Source organism: Cupriavidus sp. 207A1 (assembly GCF_057798955.1).
Genome location: NZ_JBYOJO010000010.1, coordinates 52,972 through 73,414, shown reverse-complemented (window position 1 = coordinate 73,414; position 20,443 = coordinate 52,972). Strand labels below are relative to the sequence as shown.

Annotated in this window: 16 protein-coding genes; 15 read left to right on the top strand and 1 reads right to left on the bottom strand. The window is 65.0% G+C overall.

Annotation, left to right across the window (positions count from 1 at the left end; all coding sequences use genetic code 11):
- The first annotated feature begins 253 nt into the window (after positions 1–253).
- The 15 genes from pgaA (at position 254) to AC3FMM_RS18960 (ending at position 18,902) form a co-directional block, all read left to right on the top strand.
- Positions 254–2,752: a poly-beta-1,6 N-acetyl-D-glucosamine export porin PgaA gene (gene pgaA, locus AC3FMM_RS19030; protein WP_488687281.1), complete on the top strand. Its 2,499-nt coding sequence runs from the start codon at positions 254–256 to the stop codon at positions 2,750–2,752.
- A 15-nt stretch (positions 2,753–2,767) separates the two neighbouring features.
- A complete protein-coding gene (gene pgaB, locus AC3FMM_RS19025) occupies positions 2,768–4,786 on the top strand; it encodes a poly-beta-1,6-N-acetyl-D-glucosamine N-deacetylase PgaB (protein ID WP_488687280.1) in 2,019 nt (672 codons plus the stop codon).
- Complete coding sequence (pgaC, locus tag AC3FMM_RS19020) at positions 4,783–6,117, top strand: poly-beta-1,6-N-acetyl-D-glucosamine synthase (protein ID WP_116314456.1); 1,335 nt, start codon at positions 4,783–4,785, stop codon at positions 6,115–6,117. The genes pgaB and pgaC overlap by 4 nt, the downstream gene beginning before the upstream one ends.
- Complete coding sequence (gene pgaD / locus AC3FMM_RS19015) at positions 6,117–6,626, top strand: poly-beta-1,6-N-acetyl-D-glucosamine biosynthesis protein PgaD (protein WP_488687279.1); 510 nt, start codon at positions 6,117–6,119, stop codon at positions 6,624–6,626. Before pgaC ends, pgaD begins: the two co-directional genes overlap by 1 nt.
- Positions 6,627–6,835: 209 nt before the next feature.
- Entirely contained in the window at positions 6,836–7,894 is a 1,059-nt protein-coding gene (locus AC3FMM_RS19010) for a porin (protein ID WP_326347460.1), read from the top strand.
- Between the two features lie 232 nt (positions 7,895–8,126).
- Complete coding sequence (locus AC3FMM_RS19005) at positions 8,127–9,314, top strand: alpha/beta hydrolase (protein WP_488687345.1); 1,188 nt, start codon at positions 8,127–8,129, stop codon at positions 9,312–9,314.
- Positions 9,315–9,358: 44 nt separating this feature from the next.
- On the top strand, positions 9,359–11,065 hold the full coding sequence (locus AC3FMM_RS19000) for an AMP-binding protein (protein WP_326347458.1): 1,707 nt from the start codon (positions 9,359–9,361) through the stop codon (positions 11,063–11,065).
- A 13-nt stretch (positions 11,066–11,078) separates the two neighbouring features.
- A complete protein-coding gene (locus tag AC3FMM_RS18995; RefSeq protein WP_115700682.1) occupies positions 11,079–11,957 on the top strand; it encodes a VOC family protein in 879 nt (292 codons plus the stop codon).
- Entirely contained in the window at positions 11,954–13,114 is a 1,161-nt protein-coding gene (locus AC3FMM_RS18990; protein WP_488687278.1) for an FAD-dependent monooxygenase, read from the top strand. The genes AC3FMM_RS18995 and AC3FMM_RS18990 overlap by 4 nt, the downstream gene beginning before the upstream one ends.
- Positions 13,111–13,560, top strand: coding sequence for an acyl-CoA thioesterase (locus AC3FMM_RS18985; protein WP_115713220.1), 450 nt, complete (start codon positions 13,111–13,113; stop codon positions 13,558–13,560). The genes AC3FMM_RS18990 and AC3FMM_RS18985 overlap by 4 nt, the downstream gene beginning before the upstream one ends.
- 19 nt (positions 13,561–13,579) lie before the next feature.
- Positions 13,580–14,338: a maleate cis-trans isomerase family protein gene (locus tag AC3FMM_RS18980; RefSeq protein WP_326347456.1), complete on the top strand. Its 759-nt coding sequence runs from the start codon at positions 13,580–13,582 to the stop codon at positions 14,336–14,338.
- Positions 14,339–14,401: 63 nt separating this feature from the next.
- Positions 14,402–15,661: an MFS transporter gene (locus AC3FMM_RS18975; RefSeq protein ID WP_414248796.1), complete on the top strand. Its 1,260-nt coding sequence runs from the start codon at positions 14,402–14,404 to the stop codon at positions 15,659–15,661.
- 84 nt (positions 15,662–15,745) lie between these two features.
- Entirely contained in the window at positions 15,746–16,552 is an 807-nt protein-coding gene (locus AC3FMM_RS18970; RefSeq protein WP_326347454.1) for a TetR/AcrR family transcriptional regulator, read from the top strand.
- 151 nt (positions 16,553–16,703) lie between these two features.
- On the top strand, positions 16,704–17,660 hold the full coding sequence (locus AC3FMM_RS18965) for a Bug family tripartite tricarboxylate transporter substrate binding protein (protein WP_488687277.1): 957 nt from the start codon (positions 16,704–16,706) through the stop codon (positions 17,658–17,660).
- A gap of 36 nt (positions 17,661–17,696) precedes the next feature.
- On the top strand, positions 17,697–18,902 hold the full coding sequence (locus AC3FMM_RS18960) for an MBL fold metallo-hydrolase (protein ID WP_488687276.1): 1,206 nt from the start codon (positions 17,697–17,699) through the stop codon (positions 18,900–18,902).
- A 58-nt stretch (positions 18,903–18,960) separates the two neighbouring features.
- On the opposite strand, the gene AC3FMM_RS18955 is transcribed toward AC3FMM_RS18960, so the two are convergent.
- A complete protein-coding gene (locus tag AC3FMM_RS18955; RefSeq protein ID WP_488687275.1) occupies positions 18,961–20,436 on the bottom strand; it encodes a phytoene desaturase family protein in 1,476 nt (491 codons plus the stop codon).
- Between the last annotated feature and the right edge of the window lie 7 nt (positions 20,437–20,443).

The following is a 20,443-nucleotide window of genomic DNA, read 5'->3' as shown; positions in this document are numbered from 1 at the left end:
TCGGCCCCTGCGGTTGCACGACGCCATTCCCGCTGCGAATGGCCATCCGGCGCAGTTCCTCGGTGCCGCGCCGGATCCCGTAGGCCTGTTCTGCCGGTTTTCGCACCCGGCCAGGCCCGATCGGGTTCCGTGTCCTCGTGCCGCCATGCGATAAGCCGATAACGGAGCTCAAGCCCGCGCGCGCCTGTGTCATCGGTGCGCGGCGCCAGCTTGGGCAACACAGAGACAGGCTGCGGATCCCATGGATTCACTGATGAAGCGCCGTGAGCGTGCCCGCGACGGGGCGCTGCGGCGGCAGGGGAGGCGTCGGCGCGCTCGGGCCGCGCTGGGTACCGGACTGACCGCGGGGCTGGCGGCAATGTGCTGGCTGCCGGCACTCGCGCACGCGAGTTCCGACTATGACGCACTGATCCTGCGCGCCCGCGCCGGCGACTATGCGCCCGCGCTGGCAATGCTGCGCGAGCGCGCACCGTCGGACCAGCGGGCCGCGTGGGACCGCATCGTCATCGCCAGCTGGGCGGGACGGCCGGGCGAAGTGCTGGAAGCCTATGGCAACCTCGACGAAACGCGCGCCTTGCCGCCGGAGGTGCTGGCGTCCGTGTCCGGCGCCTTGCGCGACGAGCGACGCTGGGACGAGGCGCTGGCGCGCTATCGCGAAGGCCGGCAGCGCTTCCCTGCACAAGCGGTGTTCGCACTGGGCGAGGTGAAGGTGCTGGCCGACAGCGGCCAGGCCGCCGAGGCGGTGGCGCTGGGGCAGGCGCTGGTGCAGCGCGATCCCGTCGCCGTCGACATCCGCCTGGCACTGGCCTACGCGCAGACGCGCGCCGGCGAGCCGTACGCCGCCTTGTTCGAGGCGGATCAAGCGTACCTGCGCGCGCCGCAGCGCGCCGATGTCGTGCGCGAATATGTCGGCACGCTGCAGCGCGCGGGACTGCCGGAGGCGGCGCTGCGCGTCGCAGGCGAGCACCCGGCACTGTTCGACCAGCGCGCGCGCCTGGCGCTGGAGCTCGATGCCGCGGCCGAGCTGGTGCGCCTGGCTGACATGCCGGCGCGCACCGAGGCCGAGCGCTTTGCCATTGCCGATCGCGCGCTGGCACGCTATGACGCATTGCTGCCCGCCCTGCAGGCGCTGGCGCCGCCGGCCGCGCCGCAACTGCGCCGCGCGCGCATCGACCGCCTCGCCGCGCTGCACGCGCGGGTCCGGATGCAGGACGTGGTGAACGAATACGAGGCGCTGCGCGCCGAGGGCGTCGAGGTCCCGGCCTATGCATTGGGAGATGTCGCCGCCGCCTACCTGTACCTGCGCCAGCCGGAGCAGGCCGCGCCGCTGTTTCGCCAGGTGCGCGACGCTTACCCGCGGGGCCTGGATGCCGAAACCCGGCTCAAGGCCCAGACCGGCCTCTACTACGCCCACGCCGAGGCCGAGGCCTTCGATCCCGCCGCGCAGGCCGTGGCGCAGGCCAGCACCGAGCAGCCGCGCTGGCGCTGGGTGCGCGGCCAGCCGATGCGCCAGCCCAACGACCTGTGGCTGCAGGCGGAGCAGACCGCCACCCGCGCCGACCTGCAGGCCGACGCCACTGAATCGGCGCAGCAGAGGCTGGAAGACCTGGTGCGCAAGGCACCCGGCCATTCCGGCCTGCGCGCCGCGGTGGCGGACGTCTACCGCGCCCGCGGCTGGCCGCGCGCGGCCGAGGGCGAGCTGAAGCTGGCCGAGACCCTGACCCCGCGCAGCCTGCCGGTGGAGGTGCAGCAGGGTCACGCCGCGCTGGATCTGCAGGAATGGCGCCAGGCCGAGCTGCTGCGCGACGACACCCTGGCGCGCTTCCCCGAAGACCTCACCGCGCGGCGCCTCGACCGCGAGTGGCAGGTCCACAACAAGGCCGAGCTGCGCATCGAGGGCTACCGCGGGCTGGCCAACGACAGCGCCGTGGTCGGTAACGGCAACTTCGGCATCGAAGCGGTGCTGTACACGCCGCCGGTCAACTACGACTGGCGCGCCTTCGGCGGCATCGGCTATGCCACCGGCCGCTTCGACGAGGGCCGCGTCGATTACCGCTGGGCGCGCGCCGGCGCGCAATGGCGCGTGCGCGACCTGACCGTCGAGGGCGAGCTGTCGCTGCACGGCTATGGCCAGGGCGCACGCCAGGGCGGGCGCATCGCCGCGGACTATGACATCGACGACCGCTGGCGCGTGGGCGCGTCGGCGGCGCTGCGCTCGACCGGCACGCCGCTGCAGGCGCTCAAGCACGGCATCTATGCCGACACCGTGCAGGCCTACGCGCGCTGGCGCCGCAGCGAGGCCAGCGAATGGATGCTGACCGTGGCGCCGTCGCGCTTCAGCGACGGCAACGACCGGCTCGAAGCGGGCGTGTCCGGCGTGCAGCGCTTCTATACCGCGCCGCACCTGAAGGCCGACCTGCTGGTCGACCTGTGGGCATCGCGCAATAGCCGCGCCGACACGCCGTACTACAACCCGCGCTCGGACCTGACCGTGCTGCCGTCGGTGCGCCTGACGCACATGCTGTACCGGCGCTACCAGACCGTCTGGGAACAGCAGTTCCTGGCCGGCACCGGCGCCTACAGCCAGCGCGGCTTCGGCACCGGCGCGATCCTGCTGGTGGGCTACGGCCAGCGCTTGCGCACCAACGACGTGTTCGAGGTCGGCGCCACCGTTACCGGCACCAGCCGCCCTTACGACGGCCAGCGCGAGCGCGAGCTGCGCATCGTCTTTGACATGACCTACCGCTTCTGAACAGGAATGCAAGCCATGAACGCAACCCTGCGGCGCGCCTGCCGCCTGCTCTGGCTGGCGCTGGCCGCGTGCCTGCTGGCCGCCTGCGCCAAGGACATCCCGGTGTTCACGCCGCCCGCCCAGCGCCCGGCCGCGGCCGCCGAGCAGCCGTGGCCGCGCAACCATGTGGTGGTGCTGGCCTATCACGACGTCGAAGACAAGGACCCCGACCAGGCCTACCTGAGCGTGCGCACCGACCACCTGGTCGGCCAGCTGGCCTGGCTGCGCGAGAACGGCTACCGCGCGGTCTCGGTCGACCAGGTGCTGGCGGCGCGCCGCGGCGGGCCGCCGCTGCCCGAGCGCGCGGTGCTGCTGACCTTCGACGACGGCTACCGCAGCTTCTACACGCGCGTGCTGCCGATCCTGAAGGCCTACCGCTGGCCGGCCGTGCTGGCGCCGGTAGGCAGCTGGCTCGATACCCCGCCGGGGCAGCCGGTGGATTTCGGCGGCACGCCGACGGCGCGCGAGCGCCTGCTCGACTGGCAGCAGGTGCGCGAGATCGCCGCGTCGGGCCTGGTGGAAATCGGCGCGCATACCGATGCCTTGCACTACGGCGTGCGCGCCAACCCGCAGGGCAACACCGAGCCGGCCGCGGCGGTGCGCGTCTTCGATGCCGGCACCGGCCGCTATGAAAGCGATGCCGCGCAGCAGGCGCGCTTGCGTGCCGACGTGGCCCGCATCACCGCCAAGGTGCGCGCCGTGACCGGCAAGCCGGTGCGCGTGTGGATCTGGCCGTACGGTGCCGAGGGCGGCGCGGCGCTGCGCGTCGTCGCCGAGAACGGCTACCAGATGGCGCTGACGCTGGAAGACGGGCTGGCCACGGTGGACCGCATGATGTCGGGCGCGCGCCTGCTGCTCAGCGACGATCCCGGCCTGCGCGGCTTCGCCCGCTCGGTGGTCGCGATGGAAGAGCCCAACGGCATGCGCGTCGCGCACGTGGACCTGGACTATGTCTATGACCCCGATCCCGCCCAGGTCGAACGCAACCTGGGCCTGCTGGTGCAGCGCATCGCCGACCTGAAGATCGACACCGTGTTCCTGCAGGCGTTCTCCGACGACGACGGCGACGGACTGGTCAGGTCGGTGTACTTCCCCAATCGCTGGCTGCCGGTGCGCGCCGACCTGTTCAACCGGGTGGCCTGGCAGCTCGACAACCGCGCCAACGTCAAGGTGTATGCGTGGATGCCGGTGCTGAGCTTCGACCTCGACCCGTCGCTGGCGCGCGTGGCGCGCTGGGACTCCGCCACCGGCACCGCGGCGGTCGACCCGAAGCAGTACCGGCGCCTGTCGCCGTTCGATCCGCAGGCCCGGGCGCGCATCGGCGACCTCTATGAAGACCTGGCGCGCCATGCCTTCTTCGACGGCATCCTGTTCCACGACGACGCCTTGCTGGGCGACTTCGAGGATGCCAGCGCGCCGGCGCTGGCCGCGTATCGCGCCGCGGGCCTGCCTGGTTCGATCGCCGAACTGCGCGCCAGCCCCGAACAGATGCAGCGCTGGACCCGCATGAAGAGCCGGGCGCTGGTGGACTTTACCCACGAGCTGACCGCGCGCGTGCGCGAGGTGCGCGGGCCGGCCATCAAGACGGCGCGCAACATCTTCGCGCTGCCGGTGCTGCAGCCGGAGAGCGAGGCATGGTTCGCGCAGAACCTGGACGACTTCCTCGCCGCCTACGACTGGACCGCGCCAATGGCGATGCCGTACATGGAACAGGTGCCCGCCGGCCAGGAGAACGCATGGCTCGACCGCATGGTCGACACCATCGCGCAGCGCCCGGGCGCGCTGCGGCGCACCGTGTTCGAGTTGCAGGCGCGCGACTGGCGTGGTCCCGCGGCCCGTCCGGTCGACAGCGCGGTGCTGGCCGGCTGGATGCAGCGCCTGCAGCGCCGTGGCGCGCGCAGTTTCGGCTACTACCCGGACGACTTCCACAACAACCAGCCCCGGCTCGAGCTGATCCGGCCGGCGCTGTCCAACGCCTGGTACCCCGCACCATGATCGAACGACTGTTTGCCCTGGTCATCCTGTGCCTTGCGCTGGCGCTGCCGTTCGCGCTGGCCGCCCTTGCCACCGGTGACCTGCTGCTGGCCTTTGTGTTCTTCTATCCGCTGTTCATGTCCGGCCTGTGGATCGCCGGCGGCCTGTACTTCTGGTGGCACTGGGAGCGCCAGTGGCGCTGGGCCGCCGAACGCGAGGCGCCCGCGGTGCCCGGCGAGCCGTTCATTTCGATCCTGGTGCCGTGCTACAACGAGGAAAAGAATGGCGAGGAAACCCTGCTGGCGGCGCTGGCCCAGCGCTATCCCGACTTCGAGGTGATCGCCATCAACGACGGCTCGCGCGACGGCACCGGCGCCTTGCTGGACGCACTGGCGGCGCGCCATCCCCGCCTGCGCGTGGTGCACCTGGCGCACAACCAGGGCAAGGCCATGGCGCTGCGCATGGGCGCGCTGGCCGCGCGCGGCGAATACCTGGTCTGCATCGACGGCGATGCCGCGCTGGACCCCGACGCGGCCGCGTACCTGGTCGCGCCGATGGTGGCCAATCCGCGCGTCGGCGCGGTCACGGGCAATCCGCGCATCCGCACCCGCTCGACGCTGGTGGGGCGGATCCAGGTAGGGGAGTTCTCGTCGATCATCGGCCTGATCAAGCGCACCCAGCGCGTCTACGGCCAGGTCTTCACCGTCTCGGGCGTGGTCGCGGCGTTCCGGCGCCGCGCGCTGGACCGCGTGGGCTATTGGAGCCTGGACATGATCACCGAGGACATCGACATCAGCTGGAAGCTGCAGCGCGACCACTGGTCGATCTTCTACGAGCCGCGCGCGCTGTGCTGGATCCTGATGCCCGAGACCGTGCGCGGCCTGCTCAAGCAGCGCCTGCGCTGGGCCCAGGGCGGCGCCGAGGTGTTCATGAAGAACGTCCGGTCGATCTGGATCTGGCGCCACCGCCGGCTGTGGCCGCTGATGGCGGAGTACTGCCTGTCGGCGGGCTGGGCCTTTGCCTTCGCCATGTCGATCCTGCTGTGGGCGCTGGGGCATTTCATCGAGCTGCCGCCCAATATCCGCATCCAGAAGCTGATGCCGCCGGGCTTTACCGGCATGGTGCTGGCCGCGGTGTGCCTGCTGCAGTTCGGGTTGAGCGTGCTGATCGACCGCCGCTACGAGCCGCGCCTGGCGCGCACGCTGTACTGGATCATCTGGTATCCGCTGGCGTACTGGATGGTGGGCATGCTGACCACGCTGCTGGCCTTTCCCAAGGTCATGCTCAAGACCCGGCGCCAGCGCGCGCGCTGGACCAGCCCCGACCGGGGCATCCACACCACGAGGTCGTGATGAAACCCGAAACCATGATCATCCGTACCCGCGGCTCGCGCCTGCGCTGGCTGTTCGACGCCGTGCTCTCGGCGCTGGCCTGGGTCGGCTTCTTCTACCTGGGCGCGAGCGGCATCCGCGCCATCCTGCAGGAAGCGTCCGCCGGCCCCGGCGTGCCGTTCTGGGCCGCGCTGCTGCCTACCATGGGCACGCTGACGGTCTACGTGCTGGTGGGGCTGTTCAACGGCATCGTGCTGCTGTCATGGGCGCTCTACAACCAGTATCGCTTCGCCGGCCTGGACCGGCGCAAGCCGCTGCCTGCGCTGCGCATCGATGAACTGGCGCGCAGCTTCGGCCTGCCCGGGCAGCGCGTGCGGTCGCTGCAACTGGCCAAGGTGGCGGTGGTGGACCATACGCATGAGGGGGAGGTGGCGGAGGTGAGGGCGGTGGCGAGCACGAGCGCAGCGAACACCAAGCCCAGGGCACAAACGATGCCTGAAGAAGCGACAGCGCCTGCGGCAATGTTCTAGCGCGTGCTCACGCCGCTTTGTCGCTCGGGCCGGTAGCCCTGGTTCAGGTCGGCTCGGGAAAACCATTATTTGACTGGGTGTCAAAAACAACGTAATTTAATTGTGCTGGTGTCAATTTATGCGGTGCGCATGCCCCCATGGCGGCCCGCAAAAGACAGCACATCGCAGGCCGTTGATGGCCGCGATCGAAGACAAATTACGGAGGAGAAATGACACGAAGCCTGGCCATCGCCGGTGTGCTCCTGGCCACCGGTGCGACCGCGCACGCCCAGTCATCTGTCACGCTGTACGGCGTTGCGGATGCGGGTATCGAATATCTGAACCATGTACCGGATCCCGCCAGGCAAGGTTCAAGCCTGGTGCGCATGACCTCGGGCAACATCGCCGGCAGCCGCTGGGGCTTGCGGGGCGTGGAAGATCTGGGCAGCGGACTGAAGGGGGTATTCCTGCTCGAAGGCGGCATGGTGCTCGATTCCGGCATGGCCGCTCAGGGCGGAAGGCTGTTCGGGCGCCGTGCCTACGTCGGCCTCGACACGCCATATGGTCAGGTCTCCATGGGACGCCATCACAACCTGACGTTCGATCTCATTATTCCGTTCGACCCGATGTACTTCGCGCCGAAGTACTCGTCGTTCTCACACGATTCCTGGCTCGCCGGACGAACGGATAACGCCGTCAAATACACCGGCAAGTTCGGCGGGTTGACGGCATCGGCGCTATACAGTTTTGGCGTTGACTCGACGATCGCAAACGGCAGCGAGGTCCCTGGCAACAGTCGTGTGGGCCGTGAGATGAGCGCCGGCTTCTCCTATGGCATGGGCAACATACGTTTCGGCGCCGTCTATGACCAGTTGAACGGGCGATCGGTGGCCACGGCCAGCGCGACTGAGCGACGCTATGTAGCGGCCATCGCGGGAGACTTCGGTCCCGTGACTGCCTATTTCGGCTACCGCCGACTCGTCAGCCAGTTGCTGGCGTCGATGTCGCGCACTGACCTGTACTGGACCGGCGCGACCTACAACTTCGGTCAGGCGTTCGCTTTGACTGGCGCGGTCTACAAGACCAATGACCGGACCTCGGCCAAGGATCCCATGTCGATCGTCATGTCGGCTGACTATCGGTTCTCAAAACGCACGGATGCCTATCTGACGGCCTCATACACCCTGAACAAGGGAGGTTCCGCCTTGGCTGCAAATGGGTACGATGGCTCCGTGGTGCCAGGCGCGAATCAGTTCGGCGCCGTGGTCGGCCTTCGGCACAACTTCTGATCGTTGTTGCCAGACCTGCCGGCTACGTAGCGTCTGGCAGTGTGCCGCCTTCGCGGCACACTCTGTTTCACGTTCTGGGCAGTCCCCTCGGACATACGGAATTATTTGACAGCATATCAAATAATGACTAGATTATTGAGACGGTGGCATTTACGAAGGAGGCACAGTGACTGAACAAGACAAGCCGCAGGTGACGGCAGGGATGCGGGGTGCATCATGGGACTCCCGCTTGATGGATCGCCCGTATCAGATGGTGCCGTATGCGCTTGGCACGGCCGACGGACAGCGTACGCTCGGCTTTCTGTTCAGCGTGACGGGCAAGGAGAAGACGGTAGTCTCCCTGATGCACCCGCGCGAGATGGCCATTACCCATTACCTCGTGCCATTTGTGCTCGATGCCGGATGCGCCTGCTGGGTGCAGGGTCCACGGTCCATCGGCAACGACCTGCGCCTGGAGCATGAGATCGCGCTGTTCGACGTTGCTGCCGGCATGACGCATCTGCGCGAGCTCGGCTATGAAAAGATCGTGCTGCTCGGAAACTCGGGTGGCGCCGGGTTGTACACGTTCTACAACCTGCAGTCGCTGACGCCACGCGAAATGCGCATCGCCCGCACGCCGGGCGGCCGCCCGACCAATCTGGGCGAGCTGCATATGCCGGAGGTGGACGCTTTCATCCTGGTATCGCCCCATCCAGGTCAGGGAAAGCTGTTGATGAGCGGCATCGACCCGTCGGTCACGGATGAAGACGACCCGCTGCAGACAGACCCCGCGCTTGACCCTTTCTCCAGGGGCAATGGCTTCGATGTCGAAACGGGGAAGGCAACCTATGCACCGGCGTTCATCGAACGATACCGCGCCGCGCAGGTCGACCGTGTGGCCCGCATCGACGCCCGGGCGAAGGCCATGCTGAGTGCCAAGCTCGAAGCGCGTCGACAGGTGAAGTCCGGTTCGAGCACCGATGCCGACCGACGCCTGGCCGCCCACGCGCCGGTTTTCGAAGTCTGGCGTACCGATGCCGATCTGCGTTCCTGGGACATCTCCCTGGACCCGTCTGACCGGAAGACCGGTTCGCTCTGGGGCAAGGACCCGTTCGTGTCCAACTGGGGCAGCGTGGGCTTTGGACGTGTCGTCACGCCGGAGTCCTGGCTTTCCACATGGTCCGGGCTGTCGTCGAATGCGTCACTGGACAAGACCATTGGCGCGCTGCATCAGCCGACGCTGCTGCTTGAATACACCGGCGACCAGTGCACCTTTCCCGCCGATATCCGCGCCATCTACGATCAGATTCCGGCGCAGCACAAGCGCCACATCCGCGTGCGCGGCAATCACCACGGCATGGCACTGAGCCGCGAAGAAGAGCCCGGGCAGCAAGTTGCCGGCCGGCACATCGTCGAATGGCTGCGCGAAACGATGGTCTGAGCGCACTACGCTGGACCACAAATATACATAGAGGTAGACAAAACATGCTGCAACCCACCCATGTGCGCCCGTCCATCTTGCTGGAAGGCGTGCGCTACCCCGATGAAGATCGTCTTCGCCGATATGTGGGCGAGGGCTACCTCACGGCCGAGACGCTGGTCGGAGCCCTGCGCCAATCGTTTCTAGAACATCATGACCGTCTGGCGCTGGTAGGTCCCGAGGGTGAATTCACTTACGGAGAGCTGGATCAACAGACGGACCGGCTGGGTGCCGCCTTGCTCGCCCTGGGTCTCAAGCCGCTGGACCGGGCCATCTTTCAATGTGGCAACAGCAACGAGTTGCTGTTCGCGTTCCTCGGTTGCCTGAAGGCCGGCATCATTCCTCTGTGCTCGCTTCAGGCATTCCGCAAGCTCGAAGTTGGCTACCTCGGCAACCTCTGCGAGGCCCGTCTGCATTTCGTGCAAGGCGATGATCCGAAGTTCGATGACGTGGCCTTTGCGGAAGAGATGCAGGCCGAAGTGCCAAGCCTGCAGTTCATCCTGCAGGCTCGCGGCGAGCGCCGGGGCCGTGCCGTCCTGCTGGCTGACCTGATTCGCGACATGTCGCTGGGGCGTGCGCAGCAGATCCTGTCAGAGGTCAGGCACGAGCCGTTCCAGGCGGCCGTGTTCCAGTTATCGGGCGGCACCACGGGCGTGCCCAAGATCATTCCGCGCTTCCAGAACGAATATCTGTACAACATGCGTGCGGTGGCCGCATGTAACGGTTACGGCCCGGACGACGTGCTGTTCTTCCCCACGCCGTACATGCATAACCTCAACATGGGCTGCTTCTTCGGGCCGTTTCTGCTTTGCGGCGCCAAGGTGACGGTGGCGCCGGATATCGGCGAAGACACGTTGCAGTCCCTGGTCCGCGACTATGAACCGACCTGGTTCGGCGTGGCCGGGCCGATCCTGAACCGCATTGCGCCGGAGTTGGTTCGCGGCACGGCGACGGACAAGGCGCGGCGCACGTTCATTGCCCCGAAGAACGGGGCCAACCTGACACGCCTCACGGGCTCGCCCACGCATCACATTTTCGGCATGACCGAAGGCGTGATCATGTTCACGCGCCCGGACGATCCGGCGCAAATCCGTGAGGAGTCGGTTGGTTATCCGGTGTCTGACGCAGATGAGGTTCGCATCGTCCATCCGGGTACGGAAGACGATGTGGCCGAAGGCGAGACTGGCGAGGCCCTGTTCCGCGGTCCCTACACGATCCGTGGCTACTACAAGTCAGAGCAGGAGGACGTCACGCGCTTTACCTCTGACGGCTTCTACCGATCGGGCGACCTCATGTCGTCGCAGGTGGTGAACGGCAAGCGCTATTACTTCTTCCGTGGTCGCATCAAGGATGTGGTCGATCGCGGCGGGGAGAAGATCAACGCCGAAGAGCTCGAGAACGTCATCAACCTGCATCCTGCGGTCATGGCCTCGGCTGTCGTTGGCATGCCGGACAAGGTGTACGGCGAACGGGTATGTGCGTTCGTAATGTTGAAGCCGACGCTGGCCGCAGCGGGCCTGACATTGCTCGAACTGACCCAATACCTGCAGCAGGCCGGCCTGGCGAAGTTCAAATGGCCCGAGCGGCTGGAGATCATTCCCGAGTTTCCACTGACCGCATCGGGCAAGCTCAGCAAGGTGCTGCTGCGTGACCGCATCGTCCAGATGCTGCGCGCGGAAGCAGACAAGAACACCGTTGAACAAGCGAAGTGAAGAAGGACGAGACATGAACCAATCCACCCAAGGCGCGCAAGCGAACGCCCCCGTTGTTGAACTGCACGGCGTTCATCACACGGCCCGGCCGACCTGGAAGCTTGCAGAGACCGTGCACTTCTACCGCGACCTGCTTGGCCTGCCTCTGGTACACGCGATTTCCGCAAAAGGCTGGGGTCCCGACAACCATGCCGACTTCCTGCACTTCTTTTTCGATAGCGGCAACGGCAGCACCATCGCGTTCTTCTATTACATCGGTACGGAACGTCCCGACTGGCTGACCGTCCGCGAGCACTACCAGGACCGCGCCACGCACACCGCATGGCGAGTGCGCGACGAGGCGGAATTGCTGCAGTGGCGCCAGCGGGTCGAGGCGGTTGGCATTCCCTTGCGCTATCAGATCCGCCACGAAGTCATCGAATCGATCTACTTCAACGATCCGAACGGCTATCCGATCGAGATCACATGGCAGGTCCGCCCGTTCAGCAGCGCCGACAGGCAGGACGCTGCTTTCACCATCGACTCCGCCATTGAACTCGAACGCGCTCGCGACAAGGGCGCGGCCTTCGGCTCCATCGAACCTGTCTGGCAGCGCAAGGCCGAACGGATCGAGCAGGCCGTGCCTGATGGCAAAAAGGCGTCGGTGTATGTGCTGGATGTGCCCGAGTTTGCGCCGTTGATCGATGTGGCGCGCAAGACGGAAGGCTACAAGACCACAGCGCTGGGCAACGGCTATGTACGCATCGATGGCAATCCGGCATTGCAATTCCGGCGCAAGGAACTCGGCTTCAAGCCAGCGGTGTGGTACGGCGCCTTGACGGGCGGGCTGGCCGGCAAGATTCGCCAGTTCGACATGGATGCCCTGGTGGTCGCTCCGGGAGACGCGCAATGAAGGTCGCAATCATTGGCGGCGGACCGTCGGGCCTGTTCCTCTCGATCCTGCTGAAGGAACGGATGGCCGAGGTCGACATCGATGTATTCGAGCAGAATCCGGAGGATGCGACCTTTGGTTTCGGCGTGGTTCTTGCGGATACTGGTTTGTCCAACCTCCGCTCGGCTTCCCCCTTGGTGGTGGATCGCCTGGCGAAGGTGATGCGATTCAATGACCAGCATTCGATCATCAGCCACGAACATCCGATTGTCATGAAGAAGCCCGGCGCGGGTGGTGGTGCGATTCCGCGTATCAGCCTGCTCTCGGTGCTCCAGGAGCGTGCGAAGGAGCTGGGGGTACGGGTTACCTGCAACCAACGCATCGCGGACTTTGATGCGCTGGACGCCGACATTGTAGTGGGGGCGGACGGCATCGGCTCGCAAGTGCGCACGGCCAATGAGGCCGCCTTTGGCACGACCCGCCGCACGCTGACCAACCACTTCGCCTGGTTTGGCGTGGCGAAGCCATTCGCCAGCCCCGCGCTGGTGTTTCGCAAGTACCAAGGCGGCTATTTCGTGGCCCACTACTATCCTTATTCCGATTCGATGAGCACCTTCGTGGCGGAGTGCGATCATCAGACGTGGGTCGACTTTGGCATGGAAGAAATGAGTGCCGAAGCGCGCCAGGCACTGTTTGAGAACGTCTTTGCTCCGGAGCTGGGCGGGCACGGCCTGGTATCCAACAATTCGATCTGGCGGCAGTTTCCGGTGATTCTGAATGCCAACTGGCATGTCGGGAACCAGGTGCTCATCGGCGATGCGCTGACCAGCGCCCATTTTTCGATCGGATCGGGTACCCGGATTGCCATGGAGGACGCGATGGCGCTGGCGGACGCCATTGTGGCCAATCCCGGCAATGTCGCCGCGGCCCTGGAGCAATACGAGGCCGTTCGCAAGCCGGAGAAGGCCAAACTGATCAGTGCTTCCGAGGCTTCGTACAACTGGTACGAGCGCATCCGCGAGTGGATGGAGCTTCCCACGCCGCACGAGTTCGTATTCCGTTTCATGACCCGTACGGGCCGGGTTGACGCCGAGCGGTTGCGGGCACAGTTTCCGGCCCTGATGGCCGAACTCGCCGCCAGCGGTGTCACGGCGGTGGCGGCGCAAGGGCAGTCATGATCCGCGCCACGGAGTACGTCATCAGTGAGACCCCGTTTGTGGTACGGCGAACGGTACGCTGGGGCGATTGTGACCCGGCGGGAGTGGTTTACACCGGACGCTTCACCGATTACTTGCTAGGGGCTGTCGGTCTCTACACCTCCCACATGGCCGGCGGTAACGGCAGACTGGGAGAAGGGCATGGCGTGGGAACGCCATGCAAGGCGATGCGTTTCGAATTCATCGGGACGCTTTGGCCCGACGACGTAATCGACATCCGCTGCAGCGTCGAAGCCATCCGTACCAGGTCGTTCGATATTCGCTGCATGGCCCGGCGTCCGGATGGGACACCGGTCTTCGACGCGATGTTCTCGCCGATCTGCGTACGGCTGGACCGACGCGAAGGCACTCCCATCCCCGCTTCGCTGCGCGCAGTGCTCAACCGCTTCCTGTCGCCAGCTCTCTGAACTGTTCTGGAAACCATCAATGTCGAAGTATCGAATCGGGCAAATCGTGCCCAGCTCCAATATCACGATGGAGCGCGAAGTGCCGGCCATCTTCAACGCTCGCATGCAGGTACGGCCGGAACAGTTCAGCTTCCACTCCAGCCGCGTCCGCATGCATCGCGTGGTGGCGGAGGAGCTGGAGAGGATGAACCGGGATATGGGCCGCTGCGCCGTCGAACTGGCGGACGCCCGCGTCGACGTGATGAGCACGGCGTGCCTGGTGGCGACCATGTGCATGGGTCACGGCTATCACCGCCAGGTCATCGATGATCTGGGCGCAGTCATCGGCGACGCGCCGTACCGTCCGCAGATCATGACGTCGGCGGGAGCGCTGGTGGATGAACTGAAGGATTTCGGGGCACGCCGGATTGCGCTGATGGCGCCCTACAGCGATGCCCTGACCAAGACCGTGGTCGAGTACATCGAGCACGAGGGCATCGAGGTCAAGGACGTGATTAATTTCTCGATTCTCGACAATCTGGAAGTCGGCGAGCGGGATCCGTTGCAGTTGCTGGAGGACGTCAAGCGCCTGGATACCAGGGGTGTGGATACCGTGGTGCTGTCTGCCTGTGTCCAGATGCCATCGCTCGCGGCGCTCGAGGCCGCGCAGGACTCGCTGGGCATCCCGGTGACGTCCACGGCAGCCTGTACCGCACGCCAGATGTTGCGCAGGCTCGGTCTGGAAGCCATGGCACCTGGAGCCGGTGCCTACCTGGGCAGCCAGACCGGTTTGCGTTAAACGTACCCACAACGATAGGGCGGGCGCTCACGGAAGCGGTGCCCCGACCACGGAGACGAGACCATGCACAACGCCCCCACGGGATTGCCCCGCGTATCGGGCCGGATTTACGCCAGTGTGATCCTGGGCGCCGCCCTTGGCATGCTGGCCGGTTACGCGCCCTTGTTCAATGCCACGGCCGGCGTCTTCGTCAGGCCGTTGGCTGACGAGTTCGGTTGGGGACGTTCGCAGGCCTCACTGTCGTACGCGGCGTCCATGTTTGGGCTTGCAATCGTCAGCCCGATCGTCGGCGCCATGATGGACAGGTTCGGCATTCGACGGGTGATCGGCTGCTCGGCAATCGTTTTCGGGCTGGCCACCGCGGCGATGGCGCTGCAGAATGGCAGCATGCTGATGTGGGTCGCCCTGTCGATCGTCGTCGGCGTGTCCGGCGCGGCGACGTCGGTGCTGGGGTACCTCGCGGTGCTGCCACAGTGGTTCGACCGTCGCCTGGGTCTTGCCCTGGGGATTGCGATGTGCGGCCTCGGTGCCGGTACGGTGATATTGCCCATCACCGCGCAGTTCCTGGTGACGAGCTTCGGCTGGCGTATGGCTTACGTCGGACTGGGCATCGGCTCGGTCCTGCTGTCGCTGGTAGCTTGCAGTCTTCTGCGTGAAAGATTCCCTGGCACGCGCAACGCAATGCATGCGATGACAGTCGCACCGCAAGGGATTCCACTGGCAGCAGCGTTGCGCAGTTACCGTCTGTGGGCGATCTGGCTGGTCTTTGTGTTGAGCTCGGCAGCCACGTTGTCGTTGGGGCCACATCTTCCTTCGCTGTTCGCAGATCGCGGATTTGATGCGGCCATGGCCGCGCGGAGCGCGTCAATGGTGGGTGTCGGACTACTGGTCGGCCGTCTGCTCACGGGATTGCTGATCGACCGGATTCATGCACCGCTGGTAGCGAGCGTTTTCTTTGTTGGTGGCGCCATTGGCGTATTCCTGTTGCGCGGGGCGCACGATTACACGGCGCTCCTGATCGCCGCGACGCTGATCGGCCTGACCATCGGCGCCGAGGGGGATCTGATCTCTTACCTGGTGCGGTCATATTTTGGGCTTTCGTCGTTCGGCTCGCTGTTCGGTATCGCTTTCTCTGGCTACGGTCTGGGCGCGGTCATCGGACCCATTGCCCTGGGTGCGTGGTTTGACCGGCATGGCAGCTACGATGTCCCGCTGTTTGTGCTGCCTTGCATGCTCGTGATCTCCGCCATGCTCGTCCTGTCGCTCGGGCGATACAGCGTGGGCGCGCCAGGGGAGGGGGCACCGGTGGCCGCGTCGGCATAACGCGATGCGGACGATGGCGTCAACGGGATTAGCGGATAGAATTGGCAGACTACCAATTTTCGCTGGTTCCATCCTCCCACGCTCATGCCTGCCGCCCGCAAGTCGCCCGTCTCAAAGGCCGCCCCCCAGCAAACGACCACCGCGGCACCGCGCCGCCGTGGCCGTCCGCCAAAGACAGAATCGCCGATCGGTGCCGAGCCGATGCTCAGCCGCACCACAATCCTGCAGCATGCGATTCAGTTGACGAAAACGGTGCCGCTGGACCAGATCTCGATGGTCCAGCTTGCCAAGGATTTTGGCGTGGCGCCCGGGCTGATTCACTACTACCTGGGTGGCCGTGATCAACTGGTTTCGGGCGTCCTTAACGACTACTATCGCCAGCGCACGCTGCGCATTCCGCCGCTGACAGGCGATTGGCGCGCGGATGTCGAGCGCATCGCGCGCCTCAGCTTCCAGGTCGCTGTGGAAAATCCGGGCGTCAGCAACTATGTGGCGTCGCACAACAGGTATCGCCTGTTCCAGGATGTGCAACCGGGCGAAACCGATTACGGCCTGGAGTTCTTCAACCGCATGACGTCGGCCATCATGCAGGGGGGCTTTTCCGCCGAACAGGTCGCGCTGGGCTACCACTTGCTCGCCCAGTACCTGGTTGCGGCAAGCATGGCGGAAGCCTCACGCCAGCTACCGGCATACCATCAGGCTTTCATACAGAAGAAGCTGGATTCCGTCTCCGCCGAGCAGTATCCCGGCGCGCGCTTCGTGAGCAAGTCGTTTTCCCAACTGTCGTCTGATACGGCGTTCGAGGAAGGGCTGCGCATCACCCTTGACGGCATCGAAGCCTGGCAACGCGACGCAAAGCCTGCAAGGAAGAAAAGCGTTCGTTCCGCTTAGCGCCCGAGGGGGTAGATCGCGCGCAGTACCGCGTCCCTAGTGGTATCTCCTTATTTGAGATGCAGTCAATAAAACTACAATGCTTATTTGATTGTGTATCAAATAAGTGCCGCGACGATGGGGTCGCCGGCACGCCAGACGCGGAGACAACATGAAACGCCCCTTTCTCGCATTGACGCTGTTGGCTATGGCGCTTCCGGCCGCAGCCAGCACCTACCCCGACAAGATGGTTCGGCTGCTCGTGCCATCCATCGCGGGCAGCGCGCCGGACATCATTGCGCGCCAGGTTGCCGAGCGCCTCGCGAATACCTGGAAGCAACAGGTCATCGTCGAGAACAAGCCCGGTGGCAATGGCATCGTCGCAATGAGCGCGCTGAAGCAGGCTCCGGCCGATGGCTATACGCTCGTGCTGTTTCACGCAGCGGCGGCCGTCACGACGCCGGTGATGTACAAGGAAGCGAAGTTCGATATCCAGCGTGATACGGAAGTGGCTGCCACGCTGGCGTACACGCCGATGATGTTCGTGGCGGGACCGGCCACTCCGTACAAGAGCCTTGGCGAGGTGATCAAGGACGCCAAAGGGCGGCCGGACGATGTTGTGATCGGCAGTCCGACGCGTGGCTCTGTTCCGCATCTCACGGCGGAAATGATGGGGCAGTTGCATCAGGCCAGGTTCCGCCAGGTTAGTTTCAGCGGAACGACGCAGGCGATCCAGGCGGTGGTCAAGGGCGATATCCCCGTCTACGTCGACGGCATTGCGCCGCTGGTGCCTCTGGTGCGTGGCGGACGCCTGAAGGCGCTTGCCGTGACGTCGGACGCCAGTTTGCCGGGATTGGAAGGCATTCCGCTTGCAAAGGATGTCGCGCCCGGGCTGGTGGCCAAGGGATGGTTCACGATCTTTGCGCCAAAGGGAACGCCGGTGTCAGTGCTGGATCGCGTCAATTCGGCTGTCAATCAGACCTTGAAGCAGCAACCATTTGTCGATCGGCTCAAGGATCTGGGCACCTATCCGATGCCGATGTCGCGGCCGGAAGGCGCGAAGTTCATCGAGGCCGAGAAGCTCCGTTGGGAAAAGGTGATTGCCGATGCCGGCGTAAAGCCGGAATGACGGTACGCCACCACTAAACCTTCCTTCGGAGAACATATGCCTATCGTTCTAACCCGGGTACTGGCTGGCCGGGCTCTCTACCTTCGTCAACTTTGTGCCGCGGCCACGGTGGCGCTCGGCGTTCTGGCCTCGGCTTCCCATGCCGATCCAGCCAGCCAACCGAAGACGCCATCGTTGGCCGATCCTGGTCCCAATCTTGTCCTTCTGGGAACGGCAGGCGGTCGGACATCATGGCGGGGCTCGCAATCGGCGGGCATCTCATCCGCCCTGGCAGTCAACGGCCAGGTTTACCTTGTCGACTTCGGAGCGGGATGGCTGCGACGCTATTTCCAGGCGGGCCTGGGAGCACCGCCGCCGGGGCGCGGGCTTGAATCGCTGCGGGCCGCGTTTATCACCCATATGCATGCGGACCACATCGTGGACTATCCGTCGCTGGTACTGTTCGGTGCATCCGACGGGTTGGCGGAGCGACGTCAGAAACTCAAGGTGTTCGGTCCGGGCCCACGGGGGAAGTTGCCGCCTGCGAGTGGAGGCAAAGAAGGGGTGTCGGAAATCGTTGCCCCCGAGCAGCCGATGCCGGGCACCGTTGCCATGACGGAGGCGCTTTATCGGGCCTTTGCGGCGGACATCAATGACAACATCCTGGATAGTCGCAAACCGAATCCTCATAGCCGTGTCGACGTGATGGACATCGCGCTGCCGGCCAGTCTCAGGGTGGATCCTGACCGCGATCCCGCCCCTGTGATGGAACCTTTCGAGGTCTACCGTGACGAGAACGTCAAGGTCACAGCAACGTTAGTCAACCATGCACCGGTATTTCCGGCATTCGCGTACCGGTTCGATACGGCTCACGGCTCCGTTGTCTTCTCCGGCGACACGAGTCCGCATGCGAACCTGATCAGGCTGGCGCGCGGTGCCGACATACTGGTGCACGAAGTGATCGACACCGCGTGGGTTGACGCCTTGTATCCAAAGCCTCGAAACCCCGCACAAGAGGCTAAGGCGCACCACCTGGTGCATTCCCATACCGCGGCGACCGAAGTGGGCGCCGTGGCGGAAGCCGCTGGCGTCAAAACGCTTGTTCTGTCCCATCTCGCGCCTGCCGACAACGATCCCAGTCGGTGGGAGTCAGCCAGCAAGGGCTTTTCGGGGAAGGTGATCGTGGGGCGGGATCTGCAGTGGATCCCCCTTGCAACGGCTGTGCACACCCGGGAGCAGCGCTCGAACAGCGCAGCGCCCTGACGTCTCGCATCTTTCCCAGGCGTCCGCGCGCCTGGCCGGCGCACCCTGGACAATGAAGTCAGCTCGACCGAGACAAGTCCGCAACCAGCGACTCCGCGCACTGAATGCCAGACAGCATTGCCGACGGCACGCCATAGCCCGGGAACGTCGTCTGTCCGCCCAGGTATAGCCCGCTGATCGATGTCCGATGCGGAAGGAAGCGGTGGGGTGGAGAACCCGGGGCAATTCCATACAGCGCACCCTCATACAGTTGTCGTTCCCGGGCAAAGTCCTGCGGGTCGAGCACGCGGGTCCTTTCGATGGCCATGCCGGGGACTCGCTTCTGCAACGCGTCCAGGTATCTCTCCAGTGCCGAATCGCTCCATGCCGGATTCCATTCGGATACCGAGCGAATATCGCTGGCGGGCGCGTACAGCTCGATGATATGCCTGCCTCCTGGTGCCAGTTCCGGTAGCACCCGCGTAGGCTGCGTGTACGCAATCCATGGCGGGACGTCGGATCTCGGAACGTGCATGGCGCCTTGTTTTTCCATCGCCGGTACATGGTTGACGATGAACGCGTCGGCTGCCGCAGCACCGGAATATCCGATCTGGATGGAGATGGCTCTGTGTGACAACGGAGCCTTATCCGCCTTTGCGGCCAGGCTTCGCGGGATATCGGCGGCACGCAGCAGGTTCTTCACGACACCCAATCCCGAACACGTGGCGACGACGTGCGAGGCCGGGATGTGTTCTCCGTCGGTTAGCACAACGCCATGCACCCGACCGTCGCTGACGACGATTTCCCTGACCTTGGTACCGAAACGCACCGAGACGGATTGACCCTGCAGGGCTCGCAGCAGGGCAGCACTAATGGCGCCCATGCCGCCGCGCGGCAGGTGAAAGCCTTCCTCCAGCAAGGCCAGCAAGCCGATGATCTGTGTCGCCGGTAGCCGGTCGGGTGCGAGGCCCGTGTAGAGCAACGTGGACGCGACAGCAGCCTGCAGATCCCCGTCCGGAAAATAGGACGCGATCAGGCCGTTTACGTGCCCGCCCATTCGCGGCAGGTGCCTCCAGAGTTTGCCGATCGTACGTAGCAGCGACGGTTCTTCCGGAAGCACGTCGCGGACCAAGGTTGCGTAGATCGGACGCCAATCGTCCCGTAGCTTGGCCAGCCCGTCCCGCAGCGCCTGCGTGCGGCGGTGGTGGTCGGCGCCGTCCACGTACGAGTGTTCCGCTGTCGAGAGGTGCACTGCAGTGCCATTGTCCAGATAAGTCGCGTGGGGCCTGGCTATGCCGACGAGTTCGACTTCTTCATCGAAGCTCAGGCCCAGGCGCCCGAAGGCAGCATGAAGCAATGAGGGCACGGCCACGTATACCGCGCCATTGTTGAAGGTATATCCGTCGGACAGCTCGGTGGAACAGCATCCGCCCGCGCTCTGCTGCGCCTCCACGACCATCACCGGGATGCCACGACGAGACAGCGAAAGCGCGGCGGCCAGTCCTGACAGCCCAGCCCCGATGACCACCGTGGGAACTTCCTTCCTTGCGCGCATCGACGAC

Excerpts from the sequence above, each read along its gene's own strand:
- AC3FMM_RS19010 (WP_326347460.1), top strand. The coding sequence starts at position 6,836 with ATGACACGAAGCCTGGCCATCGCCGGTGTGCTCCTGGCCACCGGTGCG.
- pgaD (WP_488687279.1), top strand. The coding sequence starts at position 6,117 with ATGAAACCCGAAACCATGATCATCCGTACCCGCGGCTCGCGCCTGCGC.
- AC3FMM_RS18980 (WP_326347456.1), top strand. The coding sequence starts at position 13,580 with ATGTCGAAGTATCGAATCGGGCAAATCGTGCCCAGCTCCAATATCACG.
- AC3FMM_RS18985 (WP_115713220.1), top strand. The coding sequence starts at position 13,111 with ATGATCCGCGCCACGGAGTACGTCATCAGTGAGACCCCGTTTGTGGTA.
- AC3FMM_RS18995 (WP_115700682.1), top strand. The coding sequence starts at position 11,079 with ATGAACCAATCCACCCAAGGCGCGCAAGCGAACGCCCCCGTTGTTGAA.
- AC3FMM_RS18960 (WP_488687276.1), top strand. The coding sequence starts at position 17,697 with ATGCCTATCGTTCTAACCCGGGTACTGGCTGGCCGGGCTCTCTACCTT.
- AC3FMM_RS19005 (WP_488687345.1), top strand. The coding sequence starts at position 8,127 with ATGGATCGCCCGTATCAGATGGTGCCGTATGCGCTTGGCACGGCCGAC.
- pgaA (WP_488687281.1), top strand. The coding sequence starts at position 254 with ATGAAGCGCCGTGAGCGTGCCCGCGACGGGGCGCTGCGGCGGCAGGGG.
- AC3FMM_RS18990 (WP_488687278.1), top strand. The coding sequence starts at position 11,954 with ATGAAGGTCGCAATCATTGGCGGCGGACCGTCGGGCCTGTTCCTCTCG.
- AC3FMM_RS19000 (WP_326347458.1), top strand. The coding sequence starts at position 9,359 with ATGCTGCAACCCACCCATGTGCGCCCGTCCATCTTGCTGGAAGGCGTG.
- pgaC (WP_116314456.1), top strand. The coding sequence starts at position 4,783 with ATGATCGAACGACTGTTTGCCCTGGTCATCCTGTGCCTTGCGCTGGCG.
- AC3FMM_RS18955 (WP_488687275.1), bottom strand. The coding sequence starts at position 20,436 with ATGCGCGCAAGGAAGGAAGTTCCCACGGTGGTCATCGGGGCTGGGCTG.
- pgaB (WP_488687280.1), top strand. The coding sequence starts at position 2,768 with ATGAACGCAACCCTGCGGCGCGCCTGCCGCCTGCTCTGGCTGGCGCTG.
- AC3FMM_RS18975 (WP_414248796.1), top strand. The coding sequence starts at position 14,402 with ATGCACAACGCCCCCACGGGATTGCCCCGCGTATCGGGCCGGATTTAC.
- AC3FMM_RS18970 (WP_326347454.1), top strand. The coding sequence starts at position 15,746 with ATGCCTGCCGCCCGCAAGTCGCCCGTCTCAAAGGCCGCCCCCCAGCAA.
- AC3FMM_RS18965 (WP_488687277.1), top strand. The coding sequence starts at position 16,704 with ATGAAACGCCCCTTTCTCGCATTGACGCTGTTGGCTATGGCGCTTCCG.